This is a genomic window from Streptomyces sp. NPDC027962 (genome assembly GCF_055566095.1).
Window position 1 is genome coordinate 57798 of record NZ_JBVHTA010000003.1, and the last position, 23202, is coordinate 80999.

General features: G+C 70.0%; 16 protein-coding genes and 1 pseudogene. 12 read left to right on the forward strand and 5 right to left on the reverse strand.

The window, feature by feature from the left end; genetic code table 11:
• Positions 1–347: 347 nt before the first annotated feature.
• A pseudogene (locus ACZ4SA_RS03610) lies at positions 348–539 on the forward strand (IS1380 family transposase); the annotation flags it as partial.
• 397 nt (positions 540–936) lie between these two features.
• Complete coding sequence (locus ACZ4SA_RS03615) at positions 937–2850, forward strand: PAS domain S-box protein (protein ID WP_468269395.1); 1914 nt, start codon at positions 937–939, stop codon at positions 2848–2850.
• Between the two features lie 415 nt (positions 2851–3265).
• Here the strand turns inward: ACZ4SA_RS03615 and ACZ4SA_RS03620 are convergent, their stop codons facing one another.
• Entirely contained in the window at positions 3266–4021 is a 756-nt protein-coding gene (locus tag ACZ4SA_RS03620; protein WP_468269397.1) for a hypothetical protein, read from the reverse strand.
• Positions 4022–4608: 587 nt separating this feature from the next.
• Between ACZ4SA_RS03620 and ACZ4SA_RS03625 the strand changes: the two genes are divergently transcribed.
• The 10 genes from ACZ4SA_RS03625 to ACZ4SA_RS03670 all read left to right on the forward strand — a co-directional run bounded on the left by ACZ4SA_RS03625 (position 4609) and on the right by ACZ4SA_RS03670 (position 16907).
• Positions 4609–5073: a hypothetical protein gene (locus ACZ4SA_RS03625; RefSeq protein WP_468269399.1), complete on the forward strand. Its 465-nt coding sequence runs from the start codon at positions 4609–4611 to the stop codon at positions 5071–5073.
• Positions 5074–5299: 226 nt separating this feature from the next.
• Positions 5300–6829 carry a serine/threonine-protein kinase gene (locus tag ACZ4SA_RS03630; RefSeq protein ID WP_468269401.1) on the forward strand — a complete coding sequence of 510 codons (1530 nt, stop codon included), beginning with the start codon at positions 5300–5302 and terminating at the stop codon, positions 6827–6829.
• Between the two features lie 636 nt (positions 6830–7465).
• Entirely contained in the window at positions 7466–10165 is a 2700-nt protein-coding gene (locus ACZ4SA_RS03635; protein WP_468269403.1) for a winged helix-turn-helix domain-containing protein, read from the forward strand.
• A 237-nt stretch (positions 10166–10402) separates the two neighbouring features.
• Positions 10403–12031, forward strand: a complete 1629-nt coding sequence (locus ACZ4SA_RS03640) for an MFS transporter (RefSeq protein WP_468269820.1) — start codon at positions 10403–10405, stop codon at positions 12029–12031.
• 57 nt (positions 12032–12088) lie between these two features.
• Complete coding sequence (locus ACZ4SA_RS03645; protein ID WP_468269822.1) at positions 12089–12577, forward strand: hypothetical protein; 489 nt, start codon at positions 12089–12091, stop codon at positions 12575–12577.
• 125 nt (positions 12578–12702) lie between these two features.
• Entirely contained in the window at positions 12703–12900 is a 198-nt protein-coding gene (locus tag ACZ4SA_RS03650; RefSeq protein WP_468269405.1) for a hypothetical protein, read from the forward strand.
• 542 nt (positions 12901–13442) lie between these two features.
• Positions 13443–14099, forward strand: a complete 657-nt coding sequence (locus tag ACZ4SA_RS03655; protein WP_468269407.1) for an HdeD family acid-resistance protein — start codon at positions 13443–13445, stop codon at positions 14097–14099.
• Between the two features lie 425 nt (positions 14100–14524).
• Positions 14525–14992, forward strand: coding sequence for an SHOCT domain-containing protein (locus ACZ4SA_RS03660; RefSeq protein ID WP_468269409.1), 468 nt, complete (start codon positions 14525–14527; stop codon positions 14990–14992).
• A gap of 30 nt (positions 14993–15022) precedes the next feature.
• On the forward strand, positions 15023–15475 hold the full coding sequence (locus ACZ4SA_RS03665) for a DUF7144 family membrane protein (protein WP_468269411.1): 453 nt from the start codon (positions 15023–15025) through the stop codon (positions 15473–15475).
• Positions 15476–15554: 79 nt separating this feature from the next.
• Positions 15555–16907, forward strand: a complete 1353-nt coding sequence (locus tag ACZ4SA_RS03670; protein ID WP_468269413.1) for a diacylglycerol/lipid kinase family protein — start codon at positions 15555–15557, stop codon at positions 16905–16907.
• A gap of 37 nt (positions 16908–16944) precedes the next feature.
• Here ACZ4SA_RS03670 and ACZ4SA_RS03675 read toward each other — a convergent pair whose 3' ends face one another.
• From ACZ4SA_RS03675 to ACZ4SA_RS03690, 4 genes are all read right to left on the reverse strand, one after another.
• The gene (locus ACZ4SA_RS03675) at positions 16945–17430 is read right to left on the reverse strand and encodes a hypothetical protein (protein WP_468269415.1); all 486 of its coding nucleotides are present in this window, start codon (positions 17428–17430) and stop codon (positions 16945–16947) included.
• A 118-nt stretch (positions 17431–17548) separates the two neighbouring features.
• Positions 17549–18427, reverse strand: a complete 879-nt coding sequence (locus ACZ4SA_RS03680) for an adhesin (protein ID WP_468269417.1) — start codon at positions 18425–18427, stop codon at positions 17549–17551.
• Positions 18428–18582: 155 nt separating this feature from the next.
• Positions 18583–19980, reverse strand: a complete 1398-nt coding sequence (locus ACZ4SA_RS03685) for a glycosyltransferase family 39 protein (RefSeq protein ID WP_468269419.1) — start codon at positions 19978–19980, stop codon at positions 18583–18585.
• A gap of 346 nt (positions 19981–20326) precedes the next feature.
• Entirely contained in the window at positions 20327–23071 is a 2745-nt protein-coding gene (locus ACZ4SA_RS03690; RefSeq protein ID WP_468269421.1) for a D-alanyl-D-alanine carboxypeptidase, read from the reverse strand.
• Positions 23072–23202 lie beyond the last annotated feature (131 nt).

The window sequence follows — 23202 nt, forward strand, 5'->3', positions numbered from 1 at the left end:
ACCGTGGCTGCGCCCTGCACCGCCCCTGCCGAGAATGCCCTTGCCGATTGCGCCGAGCCTGCCGAGCGACGGCCGAGATGGCGTCCACACCCTCATGGTCACGAAGCTAGCGCGACCGCCTTGGCGGCCGGTTTCCGACCTGTTAGACCCCGTGGGAACTTCAGTTGCGCCGCCCTCACACCGCAGGCCGGGCGAGTGTGACCGCGCAGGACAGGACAGGACAGGTGCTCGGCGTCAGAGGCAAGGCGTGTCGGCACCGCCCTCTGCCCAGCGCATCAGGGCCGTTGGTCGGCCTACCGCATGGCCCGGCGCGATCAGCGGGAGTGTTCGCCGGCCCGTTGTGCATCCACGGCCCAGGGGAGCCGGTGGCCGGCCTGATCAGGCCGGGCAACGCAGGCAGCAGCACCGCCGCCGACCACATCACGACGGTCCAACTCTCCCTGGCCCAGCTGCCGAAGAAGTACCGGCGTGGACGCCAGACGCTGATTCGTGCCGACTCCGGAGGCGGAACACATGAGTTCACAGCCTGGCTCGCCCAGCCGGGGGCGGTGGCTCACCTACAACTCGCGGATCGTCCGCAACGGCACAGCCACTTACCCCGTTTACCCCGTTTACCCCGTCGAAGTCTTCAGTCCCTGACTCGGCGTCAGCGGAACATATCAGAGCCCGCCCGTACATCTTTCCGTAGTGCCGACGGGGCGGTCCCCGAAGCAGCAACGGCCTTCGGCGCCGCCTGCGGTGGGCGCCTTCACCTGCGGTGGCGGTGGCGGTGGCGGTGGCGAGCAGGATGGCTGCGCGAGTGATGACGGGCACGATCTGGCCCTATTCAGGCAAGGAGACGTCACAAACAGGCGCTTGGTGACAAGCCGCCCACGCCGGACCCGGTTGATGCTGACATATGCCATGGCACAGGACGAGCACAGGATGGGTCCGCGTATGTTCCCAGTAACTGAGGAACCCTTTCGCGCGCTGCTGGAGGCGGCTCCCGACGCGATGATCATCGTGGACGACGGCGGGATGATCCGTCTGGTCAACGCCCAGACCGAGGCGTTGTTCGGGTACCCACGACACGAACTGCTCGGCCGTCCCGTCGAGATTCTGGTGCCGCAGCGCTTTCAGGACCAGCACCCGGGTCACCGCCTGGGCTACTCCGGCAACCAGCAGGTCCGGCCGATGGGCGCCAATCTCGAACTGTACGGACTGCGCCGGGACGGGGCCGAGTTCCCAGTCGAGATCAGCCTCAGCCCCCTGGAGACTCCCGACGGTCTCCTGATCTCTGCCGCGGTGCGCGACGTCAGCGAGCGAAAGGCCGCCGATGCACGCTTCCGAGCCCTGCTGGAAGCCGCTCCGGACGCCATCGTCATCGTGGACGACGCGGGCATCATCCAGCTGGTCAACGCGCAGACCGAAGTCCTGTTCGGGTATCGGCGCGAAGAGCTCCTGGAACGCCGGGTGGAAGTCCTGGTCCCACAGAGGTTCCATCACCATCACCCCTCACATCGCCACGGCTACGTCAGCAACCGCCGCGTGCGCCCCATGGGCGCCGGCCTGGACCTGTACGGGCTGCGCAAAGACGGAGCCGAGTTCCCGGTCGAGATCAGCCTCAGCCCCCTGGAGACCCCGGAAGGCACCCTGGTCTCCGCGGCCATCCGGGACGTGAGCGAGCGGAAGGCGGCCGAGGCCCAGCTCGCCGAACTCTACGAACAGCAACGCCACGTCGCCCTGACCCTGCAGCGCAGTCTGATGGGCTCACCCGCCCCTCTCCCCGGCATGGACACCTCCAGCCGCTACTTTCCCGCCCGGCAGGGCCCAGGTGTGGGCGGGGACTGGTTCGACCTGATCGCACTGGGCAGTGGCCGTGTGGGCGTACTGATCGGTGACGTCATGGGCCGAGGTCTGGAAGCCGCTGCCGTCATGGGTCAACTGCGCTCGGCTTCCCACGCCCTGGCCAAGACCGGCATGCCGCCCTGGCAGCTGATGCACGCCCTGGACGCGGTCGTCAGCGAACTGCCTGACCAGCTCGTCACCTGCTGCTACCTGATCCTGGACCCCGACGACAGCACACTGACGGTGTGCTCCGCCGGGCACCTGCCGGTGCTGATGGTGGATCCCACCGGGCAGGTCCGAAGACTCCCGGTCCCAGTCAGCGTGCCCCTGGGCGTCGGCGAGGTGCCTCACCAGGAAACCCGCCTGACCGTGCCACCGGCCTCGGTACTGGCCCTGTACACCGACGGCCTGGTGGAGACCCCGACCAGCGACATCGAAGAGCAGATAGACGCCCTCACCATCGCCCTGGAAAAGGCCACCGCCGACCTCCCTTGCCTGGATCGGGCCGCAGACTCCGTACTCACCAATCTGCTGCCCGGCCTCCAGGACTACGCCGACGATGTGACACTGCTGCTCGCCCGCGTCCCTCCCGCTCCGGTGACCGCCGCCACCGCGCGCCTGCCGGCTCAACCCAAGAGCGTGGGCGACGGGCGCCGCTTTCTACGCCGCACCCTGCAGGACTGGGACTGCGAAAACGTCACCGACACCGCGTGTCTACTGGCCTCCGAGCTCCTGTCCAACTCGGTACGCCACGCCTGCGACCCACTGCGGCTACGGCTACGCCGAACCAGAGACGAACTCCACATAGAAGTCAGCGACGGCAGCCCCCTTCTGCCGCACGCCCGGACCGCGCGCCCCGATGAGGAGTCGGGCCGCGGCCTGAACCTCCTCGACCAACTGGCCTCCTCCTGGGGTGCTCTGCTCACCCAGGGGGGCAAAGCCGTGTGGTTCTCACTCCCCCTGCCCAGCCCCACCCAGCGCCAGGAAGAGCGCGAATCGGGGGATACAGACGCCGACGCCTGACTTTCGGGGTGCCCCTATCTTTTTGCCCAAGCAAGGGATGGTGCGCGGCCAGCGCTGGCAGGTCATCTCCTGGCCATCGACGAAGCCCGACCGTCGGTTGGGTCCCGGGACGACTCTCTGGGCCGCCCCAGACAGGCCGGGGATGCAACCATTCTCTTCAGAGCTGGAACCCCCGGAAGCCGACCGCGCGCTTGAGACCATAGAGGCCGGCACTGACAACAAGCCTGTGCATGGCCGGCCGTTGAACGGTGAGTGTCTAACTGCGTGACAGCGCCGACGAACAGCGGCGGACAAGCGCGAACGTCTGCGGACCATCAGCGCAGGTGAGAGACCCACCGACCCAAGGCAGAGCTCCCACCCGAGTTGCTTCGGGACGAAGAGGTCGTGGGTGCGAACCCGTCACCCCGACACGGTCTCAGCTGGAAGAGGTGGCGACCTGCCCGATGACGGAGAAGCGCTGCTGACACTCCGGGCAGGTCGCCTCACCGAACGCATAAGTCAGGGCGCGCGCGACTTCCTCATGGCCGTCGGCCAGGGCAAGGCCGTGGAGGCGTCGGCCGAGACCTTCCAGGGCGCGAGGATCGGCCGGATGGAGAGGAAAGGTCTCGACATCGTCGGAGAGGGCGTAGTCCTCCGCGACGCTGAAGAAGCCTCGCTCTCCGAGAATCACCCACAGCGACGCACACCCGCCGGCATCGGGGCACTCGAGTTCGTACTCCTCGCTGACGACGCCCCAGACCAAACCTTCTGCCCAGTGGATCTCGCCCTCCAGGTTCAGGACCGCCTCAACCAGACAGCAGTAGTCGTTCCGGTCGGCGGTGACCTGCCGCCACCGGTTTGCGGCACCCAGTAGGCGTGCGACTTCCGGCGCGTACTGGTGCCGCAGGTTTCGGGTCTCGTACCGCTGGTCGGACTGGACGAGAAGGGCACCAGCCAGGTGGAGGGCCGAAACTGCCACGCCCGCTTTGTCGGCATCCGCCATGTCGGCCAGTGTGTGCAGCACGAGCGGCTGGGCGACATCCAGAGAGCCGTTGTGGTAGAGCTCCGTCCAGAGGGCGCTCCAGGCCTGACTGTCCCGGCCCGTGGCGGCGCGTTCCAGCAGGGCCTTCAGGCGGTCGGAATCGGCGTCGTCTGCGCGGGGAACAGGAGAACTCGTTGTCATCTCCGGCATCCAAGCAGACTGTCGCCGGCGCACCTTCGCCGACCTGTCGCTCGCTGTGGATGTGTGCCGGTCGGCATGTCCGGTGACGCTGGGCCGACCGACCGGGAGAGCCACAGCAAGTCTGCCCGGTGCCGGAACTGCTCCGCTGACATCCAACGTTGACATCAACGACCACGGACCGCGGTGGCTGCCGACAACCACATGCGGCGCCCGTGCGCATAGGGGGCCGCAAGCACTTCGGGCCGGGATCGAACTCCTGAAGCAGCGCTCACGCTCTACACCGCACAGGACAAGGACGTGAAGCCAGTGGACTGGTCGAGGTGGAACGAGGAGCCCGGAGCCGTCGGAGTCCAACCCTCACGCAAGGCAAGCCGAACAGCCGCGGCGACACCGGACGGCAGTACAGGCTCAGCCTCACGGCCGACCCAGTTGCTCGGATGCGGCTGATCGGTGATGACCACGAGCGTCGTCCCCGGAGTGTTCGTATGCTCCACCGCGAACGTACCCATTACCCCACCAACACAGTTGGAAATCGTGTTGGCCTCAGAGCAGGGCGTCTACTGCGCCCGGTCAGCGATACGTGATCAGCTTGGGGCGTGGAGACCATCATCGCCAGTGCCATAGCCGTTCTGGGAACCCTGCTCGGCTCGGGGCTCACCCTGGCGTTTCAGCAGCGCACCACCGACAAGGGGCATCAGTTCACCCGCCATGAGAGGCTCCGGCAGGAGCGGCTCGATGCTTACTCCGCCTACGCCGGCGCACTCATCAACTACCGCCGCTGCCTGGTACATCTCTGGTTCTGCGAACACGAACAGCCACCACACGAGGACCCCGGCGTGGTGCGAGTCCGCGCATACGACCTGCGTTCCAACGCCCAAGAAGCCCTCTTCCGGGTGCAGATGCTCACCGATGACGACGCCTTGAGCGAGGCGGCAGAAGCTGCACTTGCGGACGTCACAGCCCTGCCCAAAACGGACAGCAGGACCGAACTGGACCAGCGCAGGGTGAAGAACCGCGACGACATCAGTCGACTGGTCAGAGCGTCCAAGCTGCATCTCTGATGCGCCTGCCAACGCGTTTGCACGTACGGTCAGTCCGTCAGAGCCGTGTGCCGGGCGGGCCGCACCACAAGCGCACCAGACAAGGCGGGGAGCAGCGGGGAATCATGGTGAAGCGGCCAGGCCGGAGGAGGCGAGGGATCCGTAGGCTGCCATTCGACGGCGGGTCCGGGCAGAACTGTGCCCACACGCATCACGGGTGGTACCGAAACGGGGATGGAGGTTCAGGGTGCGCGGAGCGGTACTGGAAGGCCGCTATCGGCTGGTGCAGCGTCTCGGGGCGGGCGGGATGGGGGAGGTCTGGAGGGGAGTCGATACGCGGCTCGACCGAGAGGTGGCTGTCAAGGTCATCGCCCAAGGTCCTCACGAGGATGGACAGTTAGCCGCGCGCTTCCGCAAGGAGGCCCGTAGTGCGGCTCGCCTGGCCCACTCACGCATCGTGACAGTCCACGACCACGGCGAGGCCGAGGCCGATGGTCATCCACTCCTGTTCCTGGTAATGGAGCTCGTGCAAGGCCGTCCTATGTCCGCGTTCTCAACCACGGGAGAGCCTGCTGTCGATGCGGTGGTTGAGTGGGGCATCCAGATCTGCGAAGGTCTCGCGGCGGCCCATCGTGCTGGTGTCGTTCATCGTGACATCAAACCAGCCAACATCATGGTATGCGGCGAAGGGGAACTCGATGTCAAAATCTGTGACTTCGGTATCGCCCGGCTGGTAGAGGAGTCCGGGCCCGGACTGACAGGGACCGGCGCAACGATCGGCACCCCGGCGTATATGTCCCCTGAGCAGGCCCGTGGCGACCGCAGCATCGACGGGCGCAGTGACTTGTACTCGCTGGGTTGCCTTCTCTATGAGCTCCTGTCCGGAGCCCCTCCATTCGAGGGGGCTGGGTGGTCGGTGCTGGCCCAACACATCAACCGCCAACCGGATCCAGTCCGCGCCTTGCGCCCTGATGTACCGGATGACCTCGACCGACTCATCCTGCACCTTTTGGAAAAGGATCCGCACCAGCGCCCGGCCGATGCCCAAGAGGTAATCGATCGACTGATCGGTGTGCGGTACGAACTTGGCCGCCCTCTCCTCGACGCATGGGAATTATCCCAGGCGCCTACGGCCGATGCCACTCGTGCACCGGAGTCGGCACCCTTGCGAAGAACGGCTCCAGTAACCGAGCAGGATTCCTCCAGAGCTGCGGCCGTACGAACGGCTCCGATGACTGGTCGGACAAGTGCCTGGAGCGGCCTACTCGCTGCTGGCTGCGTCTACGCCCAGTTCAGCGTTCTGACCAGTTGGTCTCCTTTCTGGATATCCGCAGTGTGCGCACTGGCTTTCATAGCAGTAGGACTGGATGCGTATATATGGGCTCCTCCCGACAGTGGTGCGGGCGAGGGCAACGCCGATGAACTCCCCATCGGTATGGCAATGCTGTGTGCGGTGCTCACGGCAGGATTTCTGCTCTTCTGGCCCCCATCGCCGTGGTGGACGGCACTATTGGCCGTCGTGCTCGTTTGCCCACTGCTGTCCCTCATTGCCGCAGCACTGCGGCGTGTCGTCGAGTCTGTGGTCCGCCGGGCGCCGTGGCAGAGCGCGGTCGGTACAGCAGCCGGTCTGCTCAACGGAGTCACACTCGCCGGATTGCTGGCCGCAGGGCGCGGTGCGACCGTCTTCGTGGCACTTCTGGCGGGCATGGTGACGTGGCTTGCCGTCGCGGTTGTGGTCACCTTCTTTCTGCCCTCAATTGAGGGACCTGAGAGCTGACGTTGCGGAGGCAACTCGAAGACGACCCAGGCGAGAGCTCCCCGACCCATAGGACACGGCCAAGAGGTCGCGTGCCACAGCCGTGCCAGATGCAGGGGTCAGCTGCGGTCAACCAGGGTAGCCAGCGGGCGCATCCCCACCTGTTGGCTCGGCCAGTGAATCTGCAGGTCACCGGCAGATTGCCCCGCCTTCCTTTTAGAGCGGGTGTCGCAGGTTCGAATCCTGCCAGGCACAGCGAAACCCACAGGTGAGAGCCGTAGCGAGGGCCCTCGGTCGGCACCGGCCGAGGGGCCTCGTCCGCGACGCCGCATCGCGCCACGTCCCCGCCGGAACCGGCGGTGCGGCAGTCAGTGGCAGTACCCGGCCAGCAAGGCGTCGGACCCGGCTCCAGCCGGGCGGTGCGGGCCGCCGGGGCCTCCTCGGTGCCTGGAGCGAAGTCCCGGAGAAACAGTTGCGGCACCTCCAGCCGGGCCATGACGTGCTCCACGGCTTCCGGCGACCTCCGCGGCGCGGCCCGAGCTGAGCAGCACGTACAGAGGCTGGTGAACGGCCCGATGGCTCGGTGCGTCGCGCGCCTGAGCAGGAAGACTGGGATGGTGGGAGGGAGTGCTTATGACGTGACCCTGACGGACTGGGATGGTGAGCGCCGTGCCGGAGACCCACGAAAGCGCTCCAGGAGCGACCGTTCCCGTCGCTCCGGACGTTCCGTGCGCCGATCCGCTGGGAGACCCGTTTCTGCGCTCCCGGTTCGCCGTCCCCGCGAGGCCCGTCACGTTCCTGCGGCGGCAGCGGCTCGTCGACCACCTCGACCAGGCTCTCGGGACGCCGTTGACGCTGATCAACGGTGCGGCCGGAGCCGGCAAGACCCTGCTGGCCGCCGACTGGGCCGCCGGACTGCGGACGCCGGTCGCCTGGCTCACCGTCGAAGTGGGGGACCGGCGTCCCGGGGTGTTCTGGGCGTACGTCCTTCAGACCCTGCGCGGCTGCGGTGCACCGGTACCCGACGCGGTCGGGGCCCCGGCGGATGCTTCCAGAGTGGACCGGAGGCTGCTGGCAGCGCTCGCCGCCGAGCTGAACGACCGCGACAGGCCCGTGGTCCTCGTGCTCGACGAGTACGATCGCGTGCCCGCGCCGGAGATCGCGGAGCAACTGGCGTTCGTCCTGCACCACGCCGGGCGGGGCCTGCACCTCGTCCTCGTCACCCGCACCGAACCACTGCTTCCGTTGCATCGTTACCGGGCGGCCGACGAACTGACGGAGATCCGCGCCGCCGAACTGGCCTTCACCGCCGAGGAGGCCGTCGTACTGCTGGAACTGCACGGTCTGAGCCTTCCGGTCCACGCCGCGCGGGCCCTGGTGGACCGCACCCGGGGCTGGGCCGCCGGCCTGGGCCTGTCCGCGCTGGCCGCTCGGGGAAGCGCCGACCCCGAGCTCTACCTGAAGGAGTTCGAGGCGGACCGCAGTACGGTCGCGGACTTCCTGCTGGCCGAGGTTCTCAAGAGGCAGACGCAGGAGGCACAGGACCTCCTGCTGCACGTCAGCGTCCTGGAGCGTTTCTGTCCCGATCTGGCCGACGCACTGACCCTCCGGACCGGTGCCGAGCCCGTTCTCGCCGCGCTGCACCGCGAGAACGCGTTCGTCGAGAGTCTCGGGCACTCGTGGTACGAGCTCCACCCGCTGTTCGGGGAGATACTCCGGGCCCATCTGCGCGTGCGCCTGCCCGGGCTGGAGCCGGAACTCCACCAACGGGCCGCGCGGTGGCTGCGTCGTTCCGGATTCCTGTCGGAGACGCTCACCCACAGCGCCGTCGCGGGCGACTGGGATCTCGCCGCCGGTGCCCTCGTGGACGACTTGGCGATCGGCCAGCTCTTCACCGGCCTGCGCTCGGACGACCTGGCCCAGTTGTTCTCCCGCATGGGGCCCGACGCCAGGAGTCCCGCAACGGATCTCGTGCGCGCGGCACACGACCTGTCCCGGTACGACCTCGATCGTGGTCTGGCACACCTGCGCCACGCCGAGGAGCGGCTGGCCGGCGATGCCCCCGGCCTGGCGGCCGCCCAGCTGAGCTGTGCACTGCTCGAGGCACTGGCGGCTCGGCTGAGCGGGTGTCCCGTACGGGCCGAAAGGGCCGCAGAAGCAGCCGATGAACTGCGGCAGGAAGTCCCGGCGCACCTGCTGGCCAAACATCCCGAACTCACCGCTCTCCTGCTGACCCACCTGGGCTCGGCACGCCTGTGGGCCGGGCGTTTCGAGGACGCACGCACTGTCCTGACCACCGTGGCCGGTGCTCCCGGCGGAGCTCCCACCGCGCTGCCCCGGGAGGAGTCGATGGGGCACCTGGCCCTGCTCGACCATCTGAACGGCTGGCTCGGCCGGGCGGAGCGCAAGGCACTGGCAGCGGTGTCCGAGGCGGAGCGGGCCGGCCTGCCCCAGCCGTCCGGCTCCGGCATCGGATGGCTGGTCCTGGCCGCCGTTGCTGTCGACCGCGATGAACTGGGCCGGGCCCAAGCCCTCCTCGACGAGACGGCCCAGCTGCCCTCGGCAACGCGTGATCCGGTGATGGCGGCGGGGCGCGCCCTCGCCACAGCTCGCCTCCTGCTGGCCAAAGGCAGGGCACGAGCCGCCGTCGAGGCGGCGGGCCCGGCCGTCTCCGCGGCCGTGGCCTCACCCTGGGCGGCGAGCCATGAAGTGCTCGTCACCTCCGCCGCCCACCTGGCCGAAGGACAGCCGGACAGAGCCGCCGAGGTGCTCCGGGCGGTGTCCGGCGACCAGCCGGTGTGTGCCGTGGAGGCCGCCGCGATCCAGCTCGCCGCAGGGCGTCCCGGGGCGGCCGTCGACCTGCTCGACAACATCCGCGCCGAGGGCCGTAACGGTCCGGGGGTGACCGTGAGGGCAGCGCTGGTGAGGGCTCAGGTCGCTGCGGGGACGGGAGACACCGCCACCGCCCGCAAGCTCGTGGCGCAGGCGCTCCTCGACGCCCGGCGGGAGCGGCTGCGGCGACCGTTCCTTGATGCCGGAGCCTGGATCCGGCCTTTCCTTGCCGCGGCGCCTCTCCAGGAGCTGGCAGCGGGCTGGCTGACCCCCGATCCGTCCCGACGCGGCGAGCTGCTCCGGCGGGAGTCGCTGCCCGCACCGCTCGTCGCGGCGGAGCTGACCGGGCGCGAGCACGACGTCCTGGAGCGGCTGGCCCGGATGATGTCGACCGAGGAGATCGCCGCCGACCTCTACGTGTCGGTGAACACGGTGAAGACCCACCTCAAGAGCGTCTACCGGAAGCTGGCGGTGAGCCGGCGCAACGAGGCGGTGCGCCGCGCGCGCGAACTTCGGCTGCTGTGAACGCGTGTGAACGCGCGCCGGTGAAAAGGGGCGGCGCCCGCCCTCCCCGCCCGCCGGACATCACAGGGCGCAGCCTTTCCCTCATGGCAGGGCGAGACACGGGCTTCCCCCGTGGCGGGTGAGGCACGGGACGCGTTCCTCGGATGCGATGGGAGGTGCGGCGAGGCGTGCTCGGACCCACTGCCCGGCCCGGCTGACTCCGCCGCCGCATCGGGTCGACTCGGCGAGGTGGACAGCTTGAAGCACTGGCGGGCTCTGATCGTCCTCGGTACGGCCCAGTTCCTGATGGTTCTGGACACCTCCGTCATGAACGTGTCCATCAGCCGGCTGGTCGAGGACTTCGACACAGAGGTCACCGCCATTCAGGCCGTCATCACTCTGTATGCGCTGGTCATGGCCGCTTTCATGATCATCGGCGGCAGGTTCGGGGACATTCTGGGGCGTCGCCGCATGTTCCTTCTGGGGCTGGTCGTCTATGGCGTGGGGTCGGCCCTGACCGCCGCGGCCCCCACGCTGTGGGTCCTCACACTGGGCTGGTCCGTCATCGAGGGGCTCGGAGCCGCCATGGTGCTGCCGGCCATGGCGGCACTCGTCGCGGAGTCGTACCGCGGGCCGGACCGGGCCATCGCCTACGCGGTCATCGGCGGGCTCGCCGGCGCCGGGATCGCGGTCGGCCCGCTGCTGGGCGGCTGGGTGACGACGTACCTGAGCTGGCGGCTCGTCTTCGCCGGCGAGGTCGTGATCGTCGTGGCGATGCTGCTTTGCCACCGGGTGATCGCAACGCCCGCCCCGGCCGGCCGGCGCCCCCGACTGGACGGGGTCGGTGCGGTGCTCTCGGCGGCCGGACTGGGGCTGGGCGTGCTCGGGGTGCTGCAGAGCAGCACCTGGGGATGGGTACAGCCCCGCAATCCGCCCTTCACGGTCCTTGGCTTCGCGCCGACGCTGTTCGTCGTCGGCGCCGGGGTGGCCCTCCTGGCCGTCTTCCGGTACTGGGAGCGGCGGCGGGACGACGCGGGCGCCGACCCCCTCGTCCACTTGTCCCTGCTGGGCAGGCCCGTGCTGCGGTCCGGCCTGATGACGCTGCTGAGCCAGAACCTGATCCTGCTGGGGCTGTTCTTCACCATCCCGCTGTACTTGCAGGTGGTTCAGGGCTTCGACGCCTTCCAGACGGGGCTGCGTCTGCTCCCGGTGTCCGTCACCATGCTGGTGACCTCCCTGTGCGGGTCCTCGCTGGGGCGGATGATGGGGCCGCGCCGGGTGGTCCGGCTGGCCCTGACAATCCTGGCGGCGGCCATTGTGTGGCTACTGGCCACCATCGACCCCGTCATCGACGACGCGCAGTTCGCCGGAGCCATGGCCCTGCTGGGCGTGGGCGTCGGCCTGCTCGCCTCGCAACTGGGCAACGTCGTCCAGTCCGGCGTCGGCGAGGAGGAACGCAGTGAGGCCGGAGGGCTCCAGTTCACGGCACAGAATCTGGGCTCGGCGCTGGGCACCGCTCTCATCGGGTCGATCCTCATCGGTGCGCTGGCCCACGCCTTCACCACACAGGTGGCGGACAACCCTCGGCTGTCCGAAGAGACCCGCGAGCAGGTCGGTGTGGCACTCCAGGCCGGGGTCACCTTCGTCTCCACCGATCAGGTGCGCTCGGCGGCCGAGCGTGCCGGGTTGCCGCCGTCCGAGGTCGGCGCCGTCGCGGACTCCTACGCCTCCGCGCAGCTGGACGGCCTGAAGGCGGCGATCCTGGCCACCGGCGGCATCGCTCTGGCCAGTTTCCTCGTCACACCACACCTGCCAACCGCCCGGGAGAGCCGTCCGCGGCGGCCGGACCCCGACACTCCGGCCGGAGGAACCGAATCGACGTGCTGAGTCCGGAGGGAGCCACCGGTGACCAGGACCAGAAACGACCCGGCCACGGCGCGCCGGATGCGCCGTGCCGAGCGCCGGGCACAGGCGGACTACACCGGCGGCGTCTACGGATCCATGCTCGCGGCCTCCGTGGTGATCGGCGCCGGCGCGCTGGGCTCCTTCCCGCACCTCGAGATGGTGCTGCTCCTGTTGCTCACCGGCATGGTGTTCTGGATCGCCCATGTACATGCCCAGCTGTTCGGGGCACGCCTGGCTCAACAGGCTCTCGACCGCCGGGTCGTGCTGCACGTGTGCCGTGCCGAATGGCCGATCGTCAAGGCCGCCGTCCCGCCGGCCGCCGCCGTGGCCGTCAGCCCGCTCCTGGGCCTGGAGATGAACGGTGCCTTCTGGCTGGCTCTCGCCGTCGCCGTGGCCGGCCAGGTGGGCTGGTCCGTGGCCGCGGCACGCCGCGCCGGAGCTTCGTGGCGGCTTGTGGTCACCACCGCAACGGTCAACCTGTTGCTCGGCCTGTTGATCATCTCCTTCAAATTCGTTCTGACGCATTGATCCATGGCGTGCGTCGCCGTCGGCCGGTCACCTGTTCCGAGTGAGGCCCGAAGGAGCACGGAGGCGGAGGATGGCAGGGAACGGCGCGTCCACCTGTCCCAGGCAGTCCGTGGGAGGACAAGCTCGTGCACTACGAGATCCGAATCGAGGGACACCTGTCGGAAACGCTGGCCAAAGCCTTCCCGGAGCTGGGCCATGTGGTGATCTCCGGCCAGACCGTCCTGTTCGGTCCCGTCGTGGACGAGGCGCACCTGTACGGGCTGCTGGCGCGCTGCCAGTCACTGGGGCTGCGTGTCGTGGAGATGCGGCAGCTGCCGGAGTGACGGGACCGGGCGGTGTCCGACACCGGATCGGCCTCTGAAGAGCCGCACAGCAGATCGCCCTCCGGAGGCCGTACCTCTGCTCAGAGCCGCTCCGCCCCGCTCCGGCCGGAGCGGCGGGCGGCTTCCAGCGCCTCGGCGCGATGCGGCGGCCCTCGGCCGTGACGCGGGTGAGCTTCGCGAAGGCCCGGAGCTGAGTACGCGTGCGGGCCCGCGCCCTCGCCTCGGCGGTACGGCGCACGGCTTCCCCGTCCGCCGACGAGGCCGGCTGCGCACGTCCGGCCCGGACCCGGTGCGGTCGGTCCGGGCCGCGCTCGGTCGCTCATCTCGTGTCTCTTCGTTCCATCCGGCTGGAAGACCGATGGGACGGGCGGCTGGAGACCCCACCTCACCGCCTTGGCGGCATCGACGGATCACCCGTGGTGGGTGACCTCGGGACGGGGTGACAGGCGTGACCCTGGAGTGGTCGAGGTGCATCGCACGTCCCCTCACACACCGCCCCGCCGGCGGTCCCGAAGCGGGACTCGATCATGCGAGGAGGAGTCATGGCCATGTCGCCTGATCCGGCATCGCGCGCCGGGCAGGAACCTGATGAGGCGGCCCCCGTTCCGACGGGTGACACCGCCTACGTGCTCGCGCGGCTCGGCCGTTCATGGACCTGGCTCCTGGGCTCGGCGGTCACCACGCTGGTGCCCGGCGTCCTGGTACTCGTGTGGCCAGAGGGAACCCTGCACGTCCTGGCAGTCCTCATCGGCCTGTACCTGCTGGTGACCGGCGCGTTCCGGTTCGTGGCCGTCTTCGGCCGGAAGGAGCACGGTGAACGGCTCCCAGAACTGCTCCTGGCCGTGCTGTACGTCCTGGCCGGGGTGCTGTGCCTGCGGAACCCGTTGCAGACCATCGCCGCACTCTCGCTGATCGTCGGCGTCGTCTGGCTCGTGTCCGGCATCCTCACCCTCTACACGGCCCTCGCCGCCAAGGACCTGCCGCACCGCGGTGTCGTCCTGGGCGCCGCGGTGCTCGGCATCGTCGCGGGCATCGTGGTGCTCGCCCTGCCGGCGGAGTCGGCCCGCGCCCTGACCCGGCTGCTCGGCCTGTGGCTCGTCCTGCTCGGCCTGGCCGAGGCGGTGGTCGCCCTCGCGTGGCGGAGCGCGCTCCGAAAGACGCACACCACGGGGCCGCACGCCCCCGCCAAACCCGCCTGACACCGCACCCGCCCCGCCGCTCCGGCGGGGCGGGTGCGGACACACCGGGCCGGTGCTGTCGCCCTTCCCTCCGTCATTCCGAGCGGCAACCGTCGCGACCGGGGCGGCGCACCCACGGAAAGGAGCAGCCATGGCCGTGGCCGTCCTGATCGTCCTGGCGGTCCCAGAGGCCGCCGGACCTGGCGACCGGGGGCCCCGTGAGTCACAGCCGGAAACCCGGCCTCGGGCGCGCGTCCCACTGGCACAGGCCCGCGCGCGTCGCGGCGGGCCCGTGGTCGGGGACCACGGCCCGGCTGCTGTCCCGCCTGTCGTCGGCCGCCCGCAAGCTCACCCGCGCCGGGTGAGGTCACCCGGTCCTGGTCGTGCCCACGCTGAAGACAGCACGCAACGACGGCCGGACGAGAGCCCGTGGACGGAGAAGAGATATGAGCGCGCAGACATACCTGGCGTACGACTATCCCCTGCTGAGCGTCTTCTGGAGCATGCTCCTGTTCTTCTTGTGGATCATGTGGTTCATCCTGCTCTTCCGCATCATCACCGACATCTTCCGTGACGATGCGCTGAGCGGGTGGGCGAAGGCCGGCTGGCTGGTGTTCACCATCCTGCTGCCCTTCCTCGGGGTCTTCGTCTACGTGATCGCCCGCGGCAAGAACATGGGCCGCCGGGAGATGGCGCAGGCTCGAGCACAGCAAGAAGCCTTCGACGCCCACATCAGGGAGGCGGCAGGCGCGAAGGGCCGGCCCAGCAGCGCCGACGAACTCGCCAAGCTGTCCGAGATCCGCGCCCGCGGCGACATCACGGACGAGGAGTTCCGCAGGGCCAAGGAACTGGTCCTGACCGGCCACGGCCCGGCGGAGCAGACCGACACGACCCCCGGCACCACCGGTCGCTGAGCATCCGGACAACACGAATCGAGGCGCAGGATGACCGCGAACCGCACCCCCCCGGCACAAACGACGAGGCAGGAATGGGCAAACGGCCTGACCGCCTTCGCGGCCGTGATGCTCTTCCTCGTCGGCCTGCTCGACATCTTCCGGGGCATCATGGCCATCGCCGAGGACGACATCTTCGTCACGACGCCCAACTACGTGTTCGAGCTCAACCTGACCGGCTGGGGCTGGATCCACCTCGTGCTGGGCGCGATCGCCGTGACCGTCAGCATCGGGCTGCTCCGGACTGCGGTATGGGCGCGCATCACCGGCGTGGCCATCGCCGGACTCGTCATCATCGCCAACTTCCTCTCCATGCCGTACTACCCGGTGTGGTCGATCGTGATGATCACGATTTCGGGCTTCATCATCTGGGCCCTGTGCGTGCTCCAGAGCGACGGCGACCTCTTCGATCTGTCCGGGGAGCGCTCACCACGCAGCATGTGAGCCTGCACCGGCACCGAGCGGACGGCCCGGAGGGCAAGGCGGGGGCGGACGAGGGATCGCGAGGAGAAGGACCTGACAGGTGCCACGACACGGCGGGCATACGAGGACTTCGGGTGAGGCAGGGGCCGCACCGATACGCGAGGGCAGTCCCGGACGGGCTCGCCTCGCCGTGCTCGCCCTGCTGGGGAGCGTCCTGGTGCCGCTCGTCGCCGCCGGTCTGCGGAGCGTGTTGTGGGCGCTGATCGGCGTCGCCGGACTGGCGCTCGCCGCCGTCGGGCTGTGGTGGGCCCTGGCGCACACCGGCGCGCTGCGTGTCCTTGGGACGGCCTTGTCGGTGACCGCGCCGGTCGCGGTCCTCGCCGTGTACGCCACGTTCGGCATGCTGGGGCCGGCCTTGCTGTCCCTGGCCCTGTGGCTCCTGGCCGTAACGGCGGCGCGTACGGCCCTGACGGCTGGTCACCCCGCACCCGAGCAGGCTCTCGCCCAAGCGCCCCACGCCCCGTGGGTGCTCATGAATCCGCGCTCCGGCGGCGGCAAGGTGGGCCGTTTCCATCTCGTGGAGAAGGCCCGGGCCGCGGGCTGCCGGGTGCAGCTGCTCGACGCGGGCCAGGACATCGCAGAGCTGGCCCGGCAGGCCGTCACCGAGGGGGCCGATCTGCTGGCGGTGGCGGGCGGCGACGGCACCCAGGCGCTGGTGGCCGACATCGCGGCGCGCCACGACCTGCCGTTCGTGGTGATTCCCGCCGGTACCCGCAATCACTTCGCCCTCGATCTCGGCCTGGACCGCGACGACCCGGTGGCGGCCCTGGCAGCCCTGACACACGGCGTCGAACTCCGCATCGACCTCGGGTACGCCGCGGACCGGGTCTTCGTCAACAACGCCTCATTCGGAACGTACGCGTCCGTCGTCGTCGACCCCTCGTACCGGGATGCCAAAGCCCGCACGACCCTGCGAACCCTCCCCGGCCTCCTCACCGGCGAGGACGCACCCAGGCTGAGGGCGCGGACCGACCGGACGCACATCGACGGCCTTCAGGCGCTGCTCGTCAGCAACAACCCCTACGGACGTGCCGTCGACGCCGCCCGTCCGGGGCGCAGGGAGCGGCTGGACTCGGGACTCCTCGGCGTGGTGTGCGTGCGGGTCGGCAACACCGCGCAGGCGGCACGCATGGTGCGCGGTCCGCGCTCCGGGGGACTCATCCGGCTGAGCGCCGAGGAAGTCGTCGTCGAAGCCGACACGGACACGCTTCCGGTCGGCATCGACGGAGAACACGTCGTTCTGCCCTCTCCCGTGGTGTGCCGCAGCACGCCCGGGGCACTCCGGGTCCGCGTGCCACGCCGTCGTCCCCACGCACCGCGTGTCAGCGGCGGGGCGGCAAACTGGCCGCGCGTGGCACGGTTGGCGCTGGGCCGGCCGTCCCCGGGCCGGTGACGACACGAGATCTCCGGCCCAGCCGGACACGACGGGGTCACCAGCAGCCGTCGTGGCCCCGGCGGCCGTTGCCGCCCCGGTGGTCGTGGTCCCAGTCGTCGTCCCAGTCCTCGCGGCAGTTGTCTCGGTCCGACCAGTCCTCGGACGGAGTCGTGATGGGACTGGGGGCCGTAGGACTCTGGGATGCGGGCGGTGGGGGTGAGGGGCGGGGGCCCGGAGTCGAAGGAGACGCGGTCGGTGCCGTTCGGGTGGTGGTGGCGACGGGGGCTGCGGGCTCAGAGGTCGAGGGCGTGGCACTCGGCGCGGGGAGGGCGTCCGTCGGCGTGATCAGGTTGGGCCGGCCGCCGACCTCGATGTCGGCCACTGGGGCGACCGGATCGCTCACGGCTTCGCCGTTGCCGCCGCCGATCAGCAGCACGGCACCCGTGAGCAGTGCGCCCGCCGCGAGGGCTGCACAAATGCCGAGCAGCGCTTTGGGGCGTGCCGGGGCACGGTGACGGCCCGGTATGTGGGTGGTGGGCACCGTGCACTCCTCGCACGTGCGTCCCGTGCGTCTGCATCCCTCGCAAACCATGTCGGACACTATGCAGCACCGCCATACGCCCTGGGAGGCGCGGGGTGGCAACGTTGCGGAATCGGGTTCAAGCGCGGCATTCCGCCCGCATTTGCGCCGCTCCGTGGTGGGCCCCGTCAAGGCCGTCGTCGCCCCGGTCCTGGCCGCGGTCGACCAGTTGGACCGTCAGCTGCTGGTCGTGGACCGGGACCTTCTCGATCACCAGTCCTCGGCCGCGCAGCTTCGTCTGGTCGATCTCGAACGTCTTCACGGTGCTGCCCGAGTCCTCGGGGTCCTTCAGCACGTTGTACGTGGTCGGCTCCCCCGCGGCGTCGCGGTCGCGGCCGCTGTCCGGTACGACGACGGCGATCGAGCAGGTGGGGTAGCCGCTGCCGACGTACCAGGACCACGTCGCGGAACCTCCGCCGTCCTGGGTGCGGCTGCCGGACATCGGGAGCGCCGTGAAGCTGCCGTCGCAGCCGTCACCGCGGTGACCGCCGGAGCTGACGGTGTACCAACCGTCGTCGCCGTCGCTGAAGCGGCCCTCCTCACGGTAGCGGCCGCCTCCGGTGCAACCGGGCCCTGCCCAGGCCGAGTACGAAGGGCCGGACCGCTCGTTCGGCTCCTTTGGCGTCGACGGGGGCTTGGGCCTGGCGCGGGCAGGCGGTGGCGTGGTTTCCGGCGCCTCCGTGGGGGCGATCCGCTCAGGTGCACCCCCGAGGTCGCCCGGGTCGCCCGCGGCTCCGGGCGCCGGCCCGCCGGCCCGTTGCGAGCCGCTTCCCGACGGGTCGCAGGCGACGAGCGCGGGCAGGAGCACCGTCAGCGCAAGCGCCGCTGTCAGCAGAGCCCTTACGGATCCGAGAAGCGGGCGGGCGCACCCGCAGAATCCTTCGGATCTGCCGCATTCACCCGGCAGCATCCCCGTGCCGCGGACGTCGTCGTCGCCGCCGCATCGCTCACACGCCATGTCGCACCCGAACCCGTAGACCGACTGATGGGTATGTCAATGCGCGACCACTATGCATCAGCGGCAGCAGGCGCATAAGTGTTAACGCGGGTAAGAATGAAGCGAATTGGCGCGTCGGCGACGTCAGGTGGGACGCCCACCGGCGGACAGCGGCGTCAGCGCGTGGCACAGTGCCCCGGGCGCGCGTAGACCATGATCCGCGCGCCGGTGACTTCCTTGCTGCTGCACTGCTCGAAGTGGTCACGGAGCGTCGTCCGCTTGGCGATCTCCTGCTCGTCCACATCGAGGGGGCTCCCCTCGGGGTCGCCCAACACGACGATGCGGTCCATGGCGAGCATGCCCGCGCGCGTCCGCTCGGGCGATATCTCCTCGCCGTACAGGGAGTCGGACGAGGTCACCTTCTGCGCCAGGGCAACGTCGCGAAGCCCCCGGAACTCCTCCGGACGGGCCAGGGTCCAGACCCGCCGCCTGGCCGGGGAGAACACGACGCCGTCGCCGGGCTCCGCGGCCTCCGCCACCGCCGAGGCCACGGCCGTCGCGTCGTCCACCCGGCTCTCCGGGCTGCGTAGATGCACGGCCACGGGCACCAAGGCCGCGAGCACCGCCGCCACCGCGAGGGACACGATCCACTTCCGCCGCGGCATCCGGCCCGGCCCGTCGTGCGGCACGAACGCCCGGTCGAGCGCGGCCCCCAGCAGCAGCGCGAACCCTATGACGTAATAGAGGACATAGCGGTCGACGTACATTGGCTTCAACTGGGAGACCAGCAACAGGGCGATGGTGGGCAGCGTCAGCAGCGGGACCGCGAGCGTGCGCAGCCGGACCGGTCCTCGCGCCCGCACGGGCGTACGGGCACACCGCAGGCCCACAACCGCCATGGCCGCGAAGGTCAGCAGTTGCACGGGGTCGGGCCAGAGGATCCAGCCGACCTGCTCCGACTGGCTCATGCTGAACACCGCGAGCGGGGCGAGACCCACGACGACGCCGGCGGCCGCCCGGCTCCAGGCCCGCTTGACCGGACGCGGCACACCCGAGAGCAGGACCGTCGCGCCGTGCGCCGTCAGCATCAGCACGGCGAACTCGTGCAGCAGACAGGCGACCAGAGCCACGACCGCGTAGGCGGCCCACCGGCCTTTCGTGGGCCGGGACATGGCGCTCACCAGGAGGTAGGTGGCCCAGGCGACCAGCGCGCACACGACCGCGTAGGAACGGCCCTCCTGCGCGTACTCCTGCACAGCGGGGATCACCGGAAAGACCAGCCCGGCGAAGAGGCCCGCCCTCGGTCCGGCGAGGCGACGGCCGAGCAGCCCGATTCCCGCGGCGGCCGCGGCCGTCGCCAGCACGGACGGCAGCCGGAGAGTGACGAGGTCCCCTCCGAACACGGCGAACAGCCCGTGCATCAGGACGTAGTACAGCCCATGGACGGCGTCGGCGTTCTGCAGCGTCTGGAACAACTCGGGCAGGGTCCGGTGCGCCATGTCGTACGTGACGACCTCGTCCCGCCAGACGCCACCGTCGCGACGGATGCCCCACAGCCCGAGGACGAGCGCCACCGTCAGGGGAATCAGGGCGGTGGCGGTCCGGCTCGTCCACCCAGCACGTTCCGCGGCAACGGCCGGAGAGGCGTTCAGCGTGGTGGTGATGACGGACTCCTGTGAAGGGGCGTGTCTGCGGGCGGATCGGGGGCGTGCTCGCCGAGTGGAGCGGCGTTTCTGCGGGTGCGATGGAGGCCAACCACATTACTGGGCGACGCACAAGGGCCTCCGGCGCGGGCCGAGATGAGCACCGGCGGCGGTCGGACGGGCCCGGCCTGCACCAGCACTGGCGGAGGGGGAGCCCTGATCGGGCTCCCCCTCCTCTACGTGGCGCTACGCGTTCTCGTTCGCCGACCCGACCCGGTCAGCCGAGACGGGTCAGCTTGGCGCCGAAGCCGGGCTCCTCGAGGTCCTCCTGGAGGGCAACCGGGGCGCTGACCTTGCCGGCGCCCTCGCCGACGGAGACCTGGCCGATGGTCGTCCCCGCCTTCGCCGCGTGCGGGATCGAGCTGCCCCTGTCGGCGATCTCGATCTTCACGTCCAGACCTGCCCAACCGACGGCCTTGAGGTCCTTGGTGGCGACGACCGGCGTACGGCCGCCGAGACCGTCGTCGACGTGGCCGACGACATCGCCCTTCTTGACGACCGTGGCGGAGGTGACGGCCTCCTGGGCCGGCGGGATCAGCGCGACGCTGTAGTCGATCGCCTTCTCCAGCTTCTGCCACAGCAGAGGAGCGTCCTGCGCACCCATCACTATCCCGATGATGAGGCGGACCTCGCCGTCGACGACGGCGTTGGCGGACCAGAGCAGATTGCCGCCGGCCGGAGTGGAGGATCCGGTCTTGATGCCGCCGACGCCGTCCATGAGGAGGGCGCGGTCGTTGTTGTTGCGGATCTTTCCGTCGATGCCCGGGATCTCGGCCTGCGTCATGTTGACGATCTTGCGGAACACGTCGTTCTCCATGACCGCCGCGCCCAGTTTGAGCTGGTCCAGCGGGGTGGAGACGGTGCTGGACTTGAGACCGCTCGGGTCGGTGTAGGTGCTGTTCGTCATCCCGAGGTCCTTGGCGGCGTCGTTCATCTTCTTGACGAACGCCTCCTCGGAACCGGCGTCCCAGCGGGCGAGCAGACGGGCCGCGTTGTTCCCCGACGGGATCATCAGCAGCTGGAGCATCTGCTTCTCCGTGAACTGCTGACCCTCCTTGATCGGAGCCGTCGACTCGCTCTTCGCCTTCGACTCCTCCTCGGCCTTCTTGTCGACGGTGATCTTCGGGCCGACCTCCTCGCCCTTGATCGGGTGGTCCCTGAGGATCACGTACGCCGTCATGGTCTTCGCGACGCTCGCGATGGGGGCGGGCTTCTGGGCGCCGTACTGACCGAGGCTGCCGACGCCGACGACCTCTGCGGCCCCCTGGCCCTCGGCGGGCCACGGCAGCTCGAGCGGGCCGCCCTCGAAGGTGTACGTCTCCTTCGCCGAAAGGGTCAACGACGGCTCCGGAAGCGGGCGCACCAGCTGCACGACTGCAAAGACGATCAGGAGCAGCAGGACCAGTGGCGTCCAGATCTTGACGCGCCGCACGACCGTGCGGACCGGGGTCTCCGGCGGCGGCGGGGTGTTCGTCAGCTCCGCCAGCAGATCGAGCGGCGGCAGCGGAGGCATGGGCTGCTGCCTGGTCCGCTCGGTCTCGCCGAGAGAGGCGGGGGGCTGCGCGGAGGGAAGCGCCTGGGCGGCGGCCGCGGCCGGCGCCTTGGGCTTGCGGCTCGTGGAGGCCGCGGGGGGCGTGGGCAGTGCGGGCCGGGCGGGCGCCGCCGGCCGCACGTCGTCGCGGCGCAGCGGCACGAAGGTGCTGGTGCGCTCGGCGTCGGTCTCCGGCTCGGGGTCCGCTGCGGGCGCGGGCTCGGGCTGCGCCTTGGGCTCGGCCGCCGGCTCGGGCTTGGGCTCGGGCTCGGGCTCGGGCTCGGGAAGCGGGGGCACCTTCAGCGCGGTGGTGGGCTGGTCGACGGGAGGACGACGCAGCGCCTTGAACACCGTGGTCGGCTGATCGACGGCGCCGTCCGCAGACTCGGCCGGAGCACTGCCTTCACTCTTTGCTTCCGCACTGCCCGAGGAGGTGGAGGCGGGGACCGGGGAGGCTTTCTGCACGCTCGCGTCCTCGCCGCCGGACACGTCACCGGCGGCATCTCCGGACGGGGCATCGTCGGACGGGGCATCGTCAGACGGGGCATCGTCGGACGGGGCGTCGCCGGAGGCGTCACTGGGGGCGTCACTGGAGGAGGAGGCGACCTCGGCTTCGCGAGCCGCCTCGGCGGGCACCGTGCCGCCCGGCACCCCGGGCGCGCGCTCGTCGGACTCGGCCGCCTCAGCCGACGCCGGCGACTCGTCAAATTCGTCAGATTCATCCGCAATAGGGGCATTTGACGCCGCCTCGGCATCCGCAGCCTCGGGCGCGCGGTCGGCGGGCGTCTCCGCCTCGGTCGAAGCCGCGCCCTCCGGCGCGGTCCCCCCGTCCGCGCCGTCGGTCGGCTCGCCGGTCGGGGCGTCGGTCACGCCGTCGGCCTCGGGAGCGGCGCCCGATGCCGTGGGAGCCTCCTCACCGGCCTCCCTGGCCGTCCCGACCGGTGCCCGGCCCGCCTCCGGCCCCTCGGCCTCTGCCGGGGCCTGTGGAGCCTCCTCCGCCGCCTCTCCGGCCGCGTCCCGCGTCTTGTGTGCGGCGTCCGGCTCATCGGCCGTCGCCACCCACGCCGCAACCGCCGCCCGCAGGCGTGCGTCATTGCCCTCGGGGGCGGCGTCCCGCTCACCCGCGTCATCCACCGCCGGGGACCTGAAGACCGCCGTCGGCTGGTCCACGGGCGCCGGGCGCTCCGCGGAATCTTCCGTCAGGGAGGCGTCATGGCCGGAGCCACTCTCCTGCATGGCGCCACTCCCCTGCGCGGCTGCGTCTCCTTGCGGCGCACTTCCCTGCGCGGACGCGGCGCCGCGCTCCGGGGAGGCCTGACGGAACACGGCGATGCGCGGGTCGCACTCCTCCTGAGTCGTCTCCCCCGACGACTTCCGCTGCTCCGACTTGTCGGGGGACTCGCCCGCCACCGTGCCTCCTCCATGAGTCATGTGCCATGCGCCATGCGTATGTCTTCACAGGCACCCGGAGCCGGCGGTCCGCCGCCGGCTCGAGGTGTCCGAACCATCTACCAGTGTCCTGTGTGAGCGCTTGGCTCCCGTGCTAGACGAGAACGACATAC

Bases quoted from the DNA above. Each gene is read 5' to 3' on its own strand.
- ACZ4SA_RS03655 (WP_468269407.1), top strand. From the start codon at position 13,443: ATGGCCATGTCGCCTGATCCGGCATCGCGCGCCGGGCAGGAACCTGAT.
- ACZ4SA_RS03620 (WP_468269397.1), bottom strand. From the start codon at position 4,021: ATGCCGGAGATGACAACGAGTTCTCCTGTTCCCCGCGCAGACGACGCC.
- ACZ4SA_RS03645 (WP_468269822.1), top strand. From the start codon at position 12,089: ATGCGCCGTGCCGAGCGCCGGGCACAGGCGGACTACACCGGCGGCGTC.
- ACZ4SA_RS03680 (WP_468269417.1), bottom strand. From the start codon at position 18,427: ATGGCGTGTGAGCGATGCGGCGGCGACGACGACGTCCGCGGCACGGGG.
- ACZ4SA_RS03635 (WP_468269403.1), top strand. From the start codon at position 7,466: ATGGTGAGCGCCGTGCCGGAGACCCACGAAAGCGCTCCAGGAGCGACC.
- ACZ4SA_RS03660 (WP_468269409.1), top strand. From the start codon at position 14,525: ATGAGCGCGCAGACATACCTGGCGTACGACTATCCCCTGCTGAGCGTC.
- ACZ4SA_RS03690 (WP_468269421.1), bottom strand. From the start codon at position 23,071: ATGACTCATGGAGGAGGCACGGTGGCGGGCGAGTCCCCCGACAAGTCG.
- ACZ4SA_RS03615 (WP_468269395.1), top strand. From the start codon at position 937: ATGTTCCCAGTAACTGAGGAACCCTTTCGCGCGCTGCTGGAGGCGGCT.
- ACZ4SA_RS03665 (WP_468269411.1), top strand. From the start codon at position 15,023: ATGACCGCGAACCGCACCCCCCCGGCACAAACGACGAGGCAGGAATGG.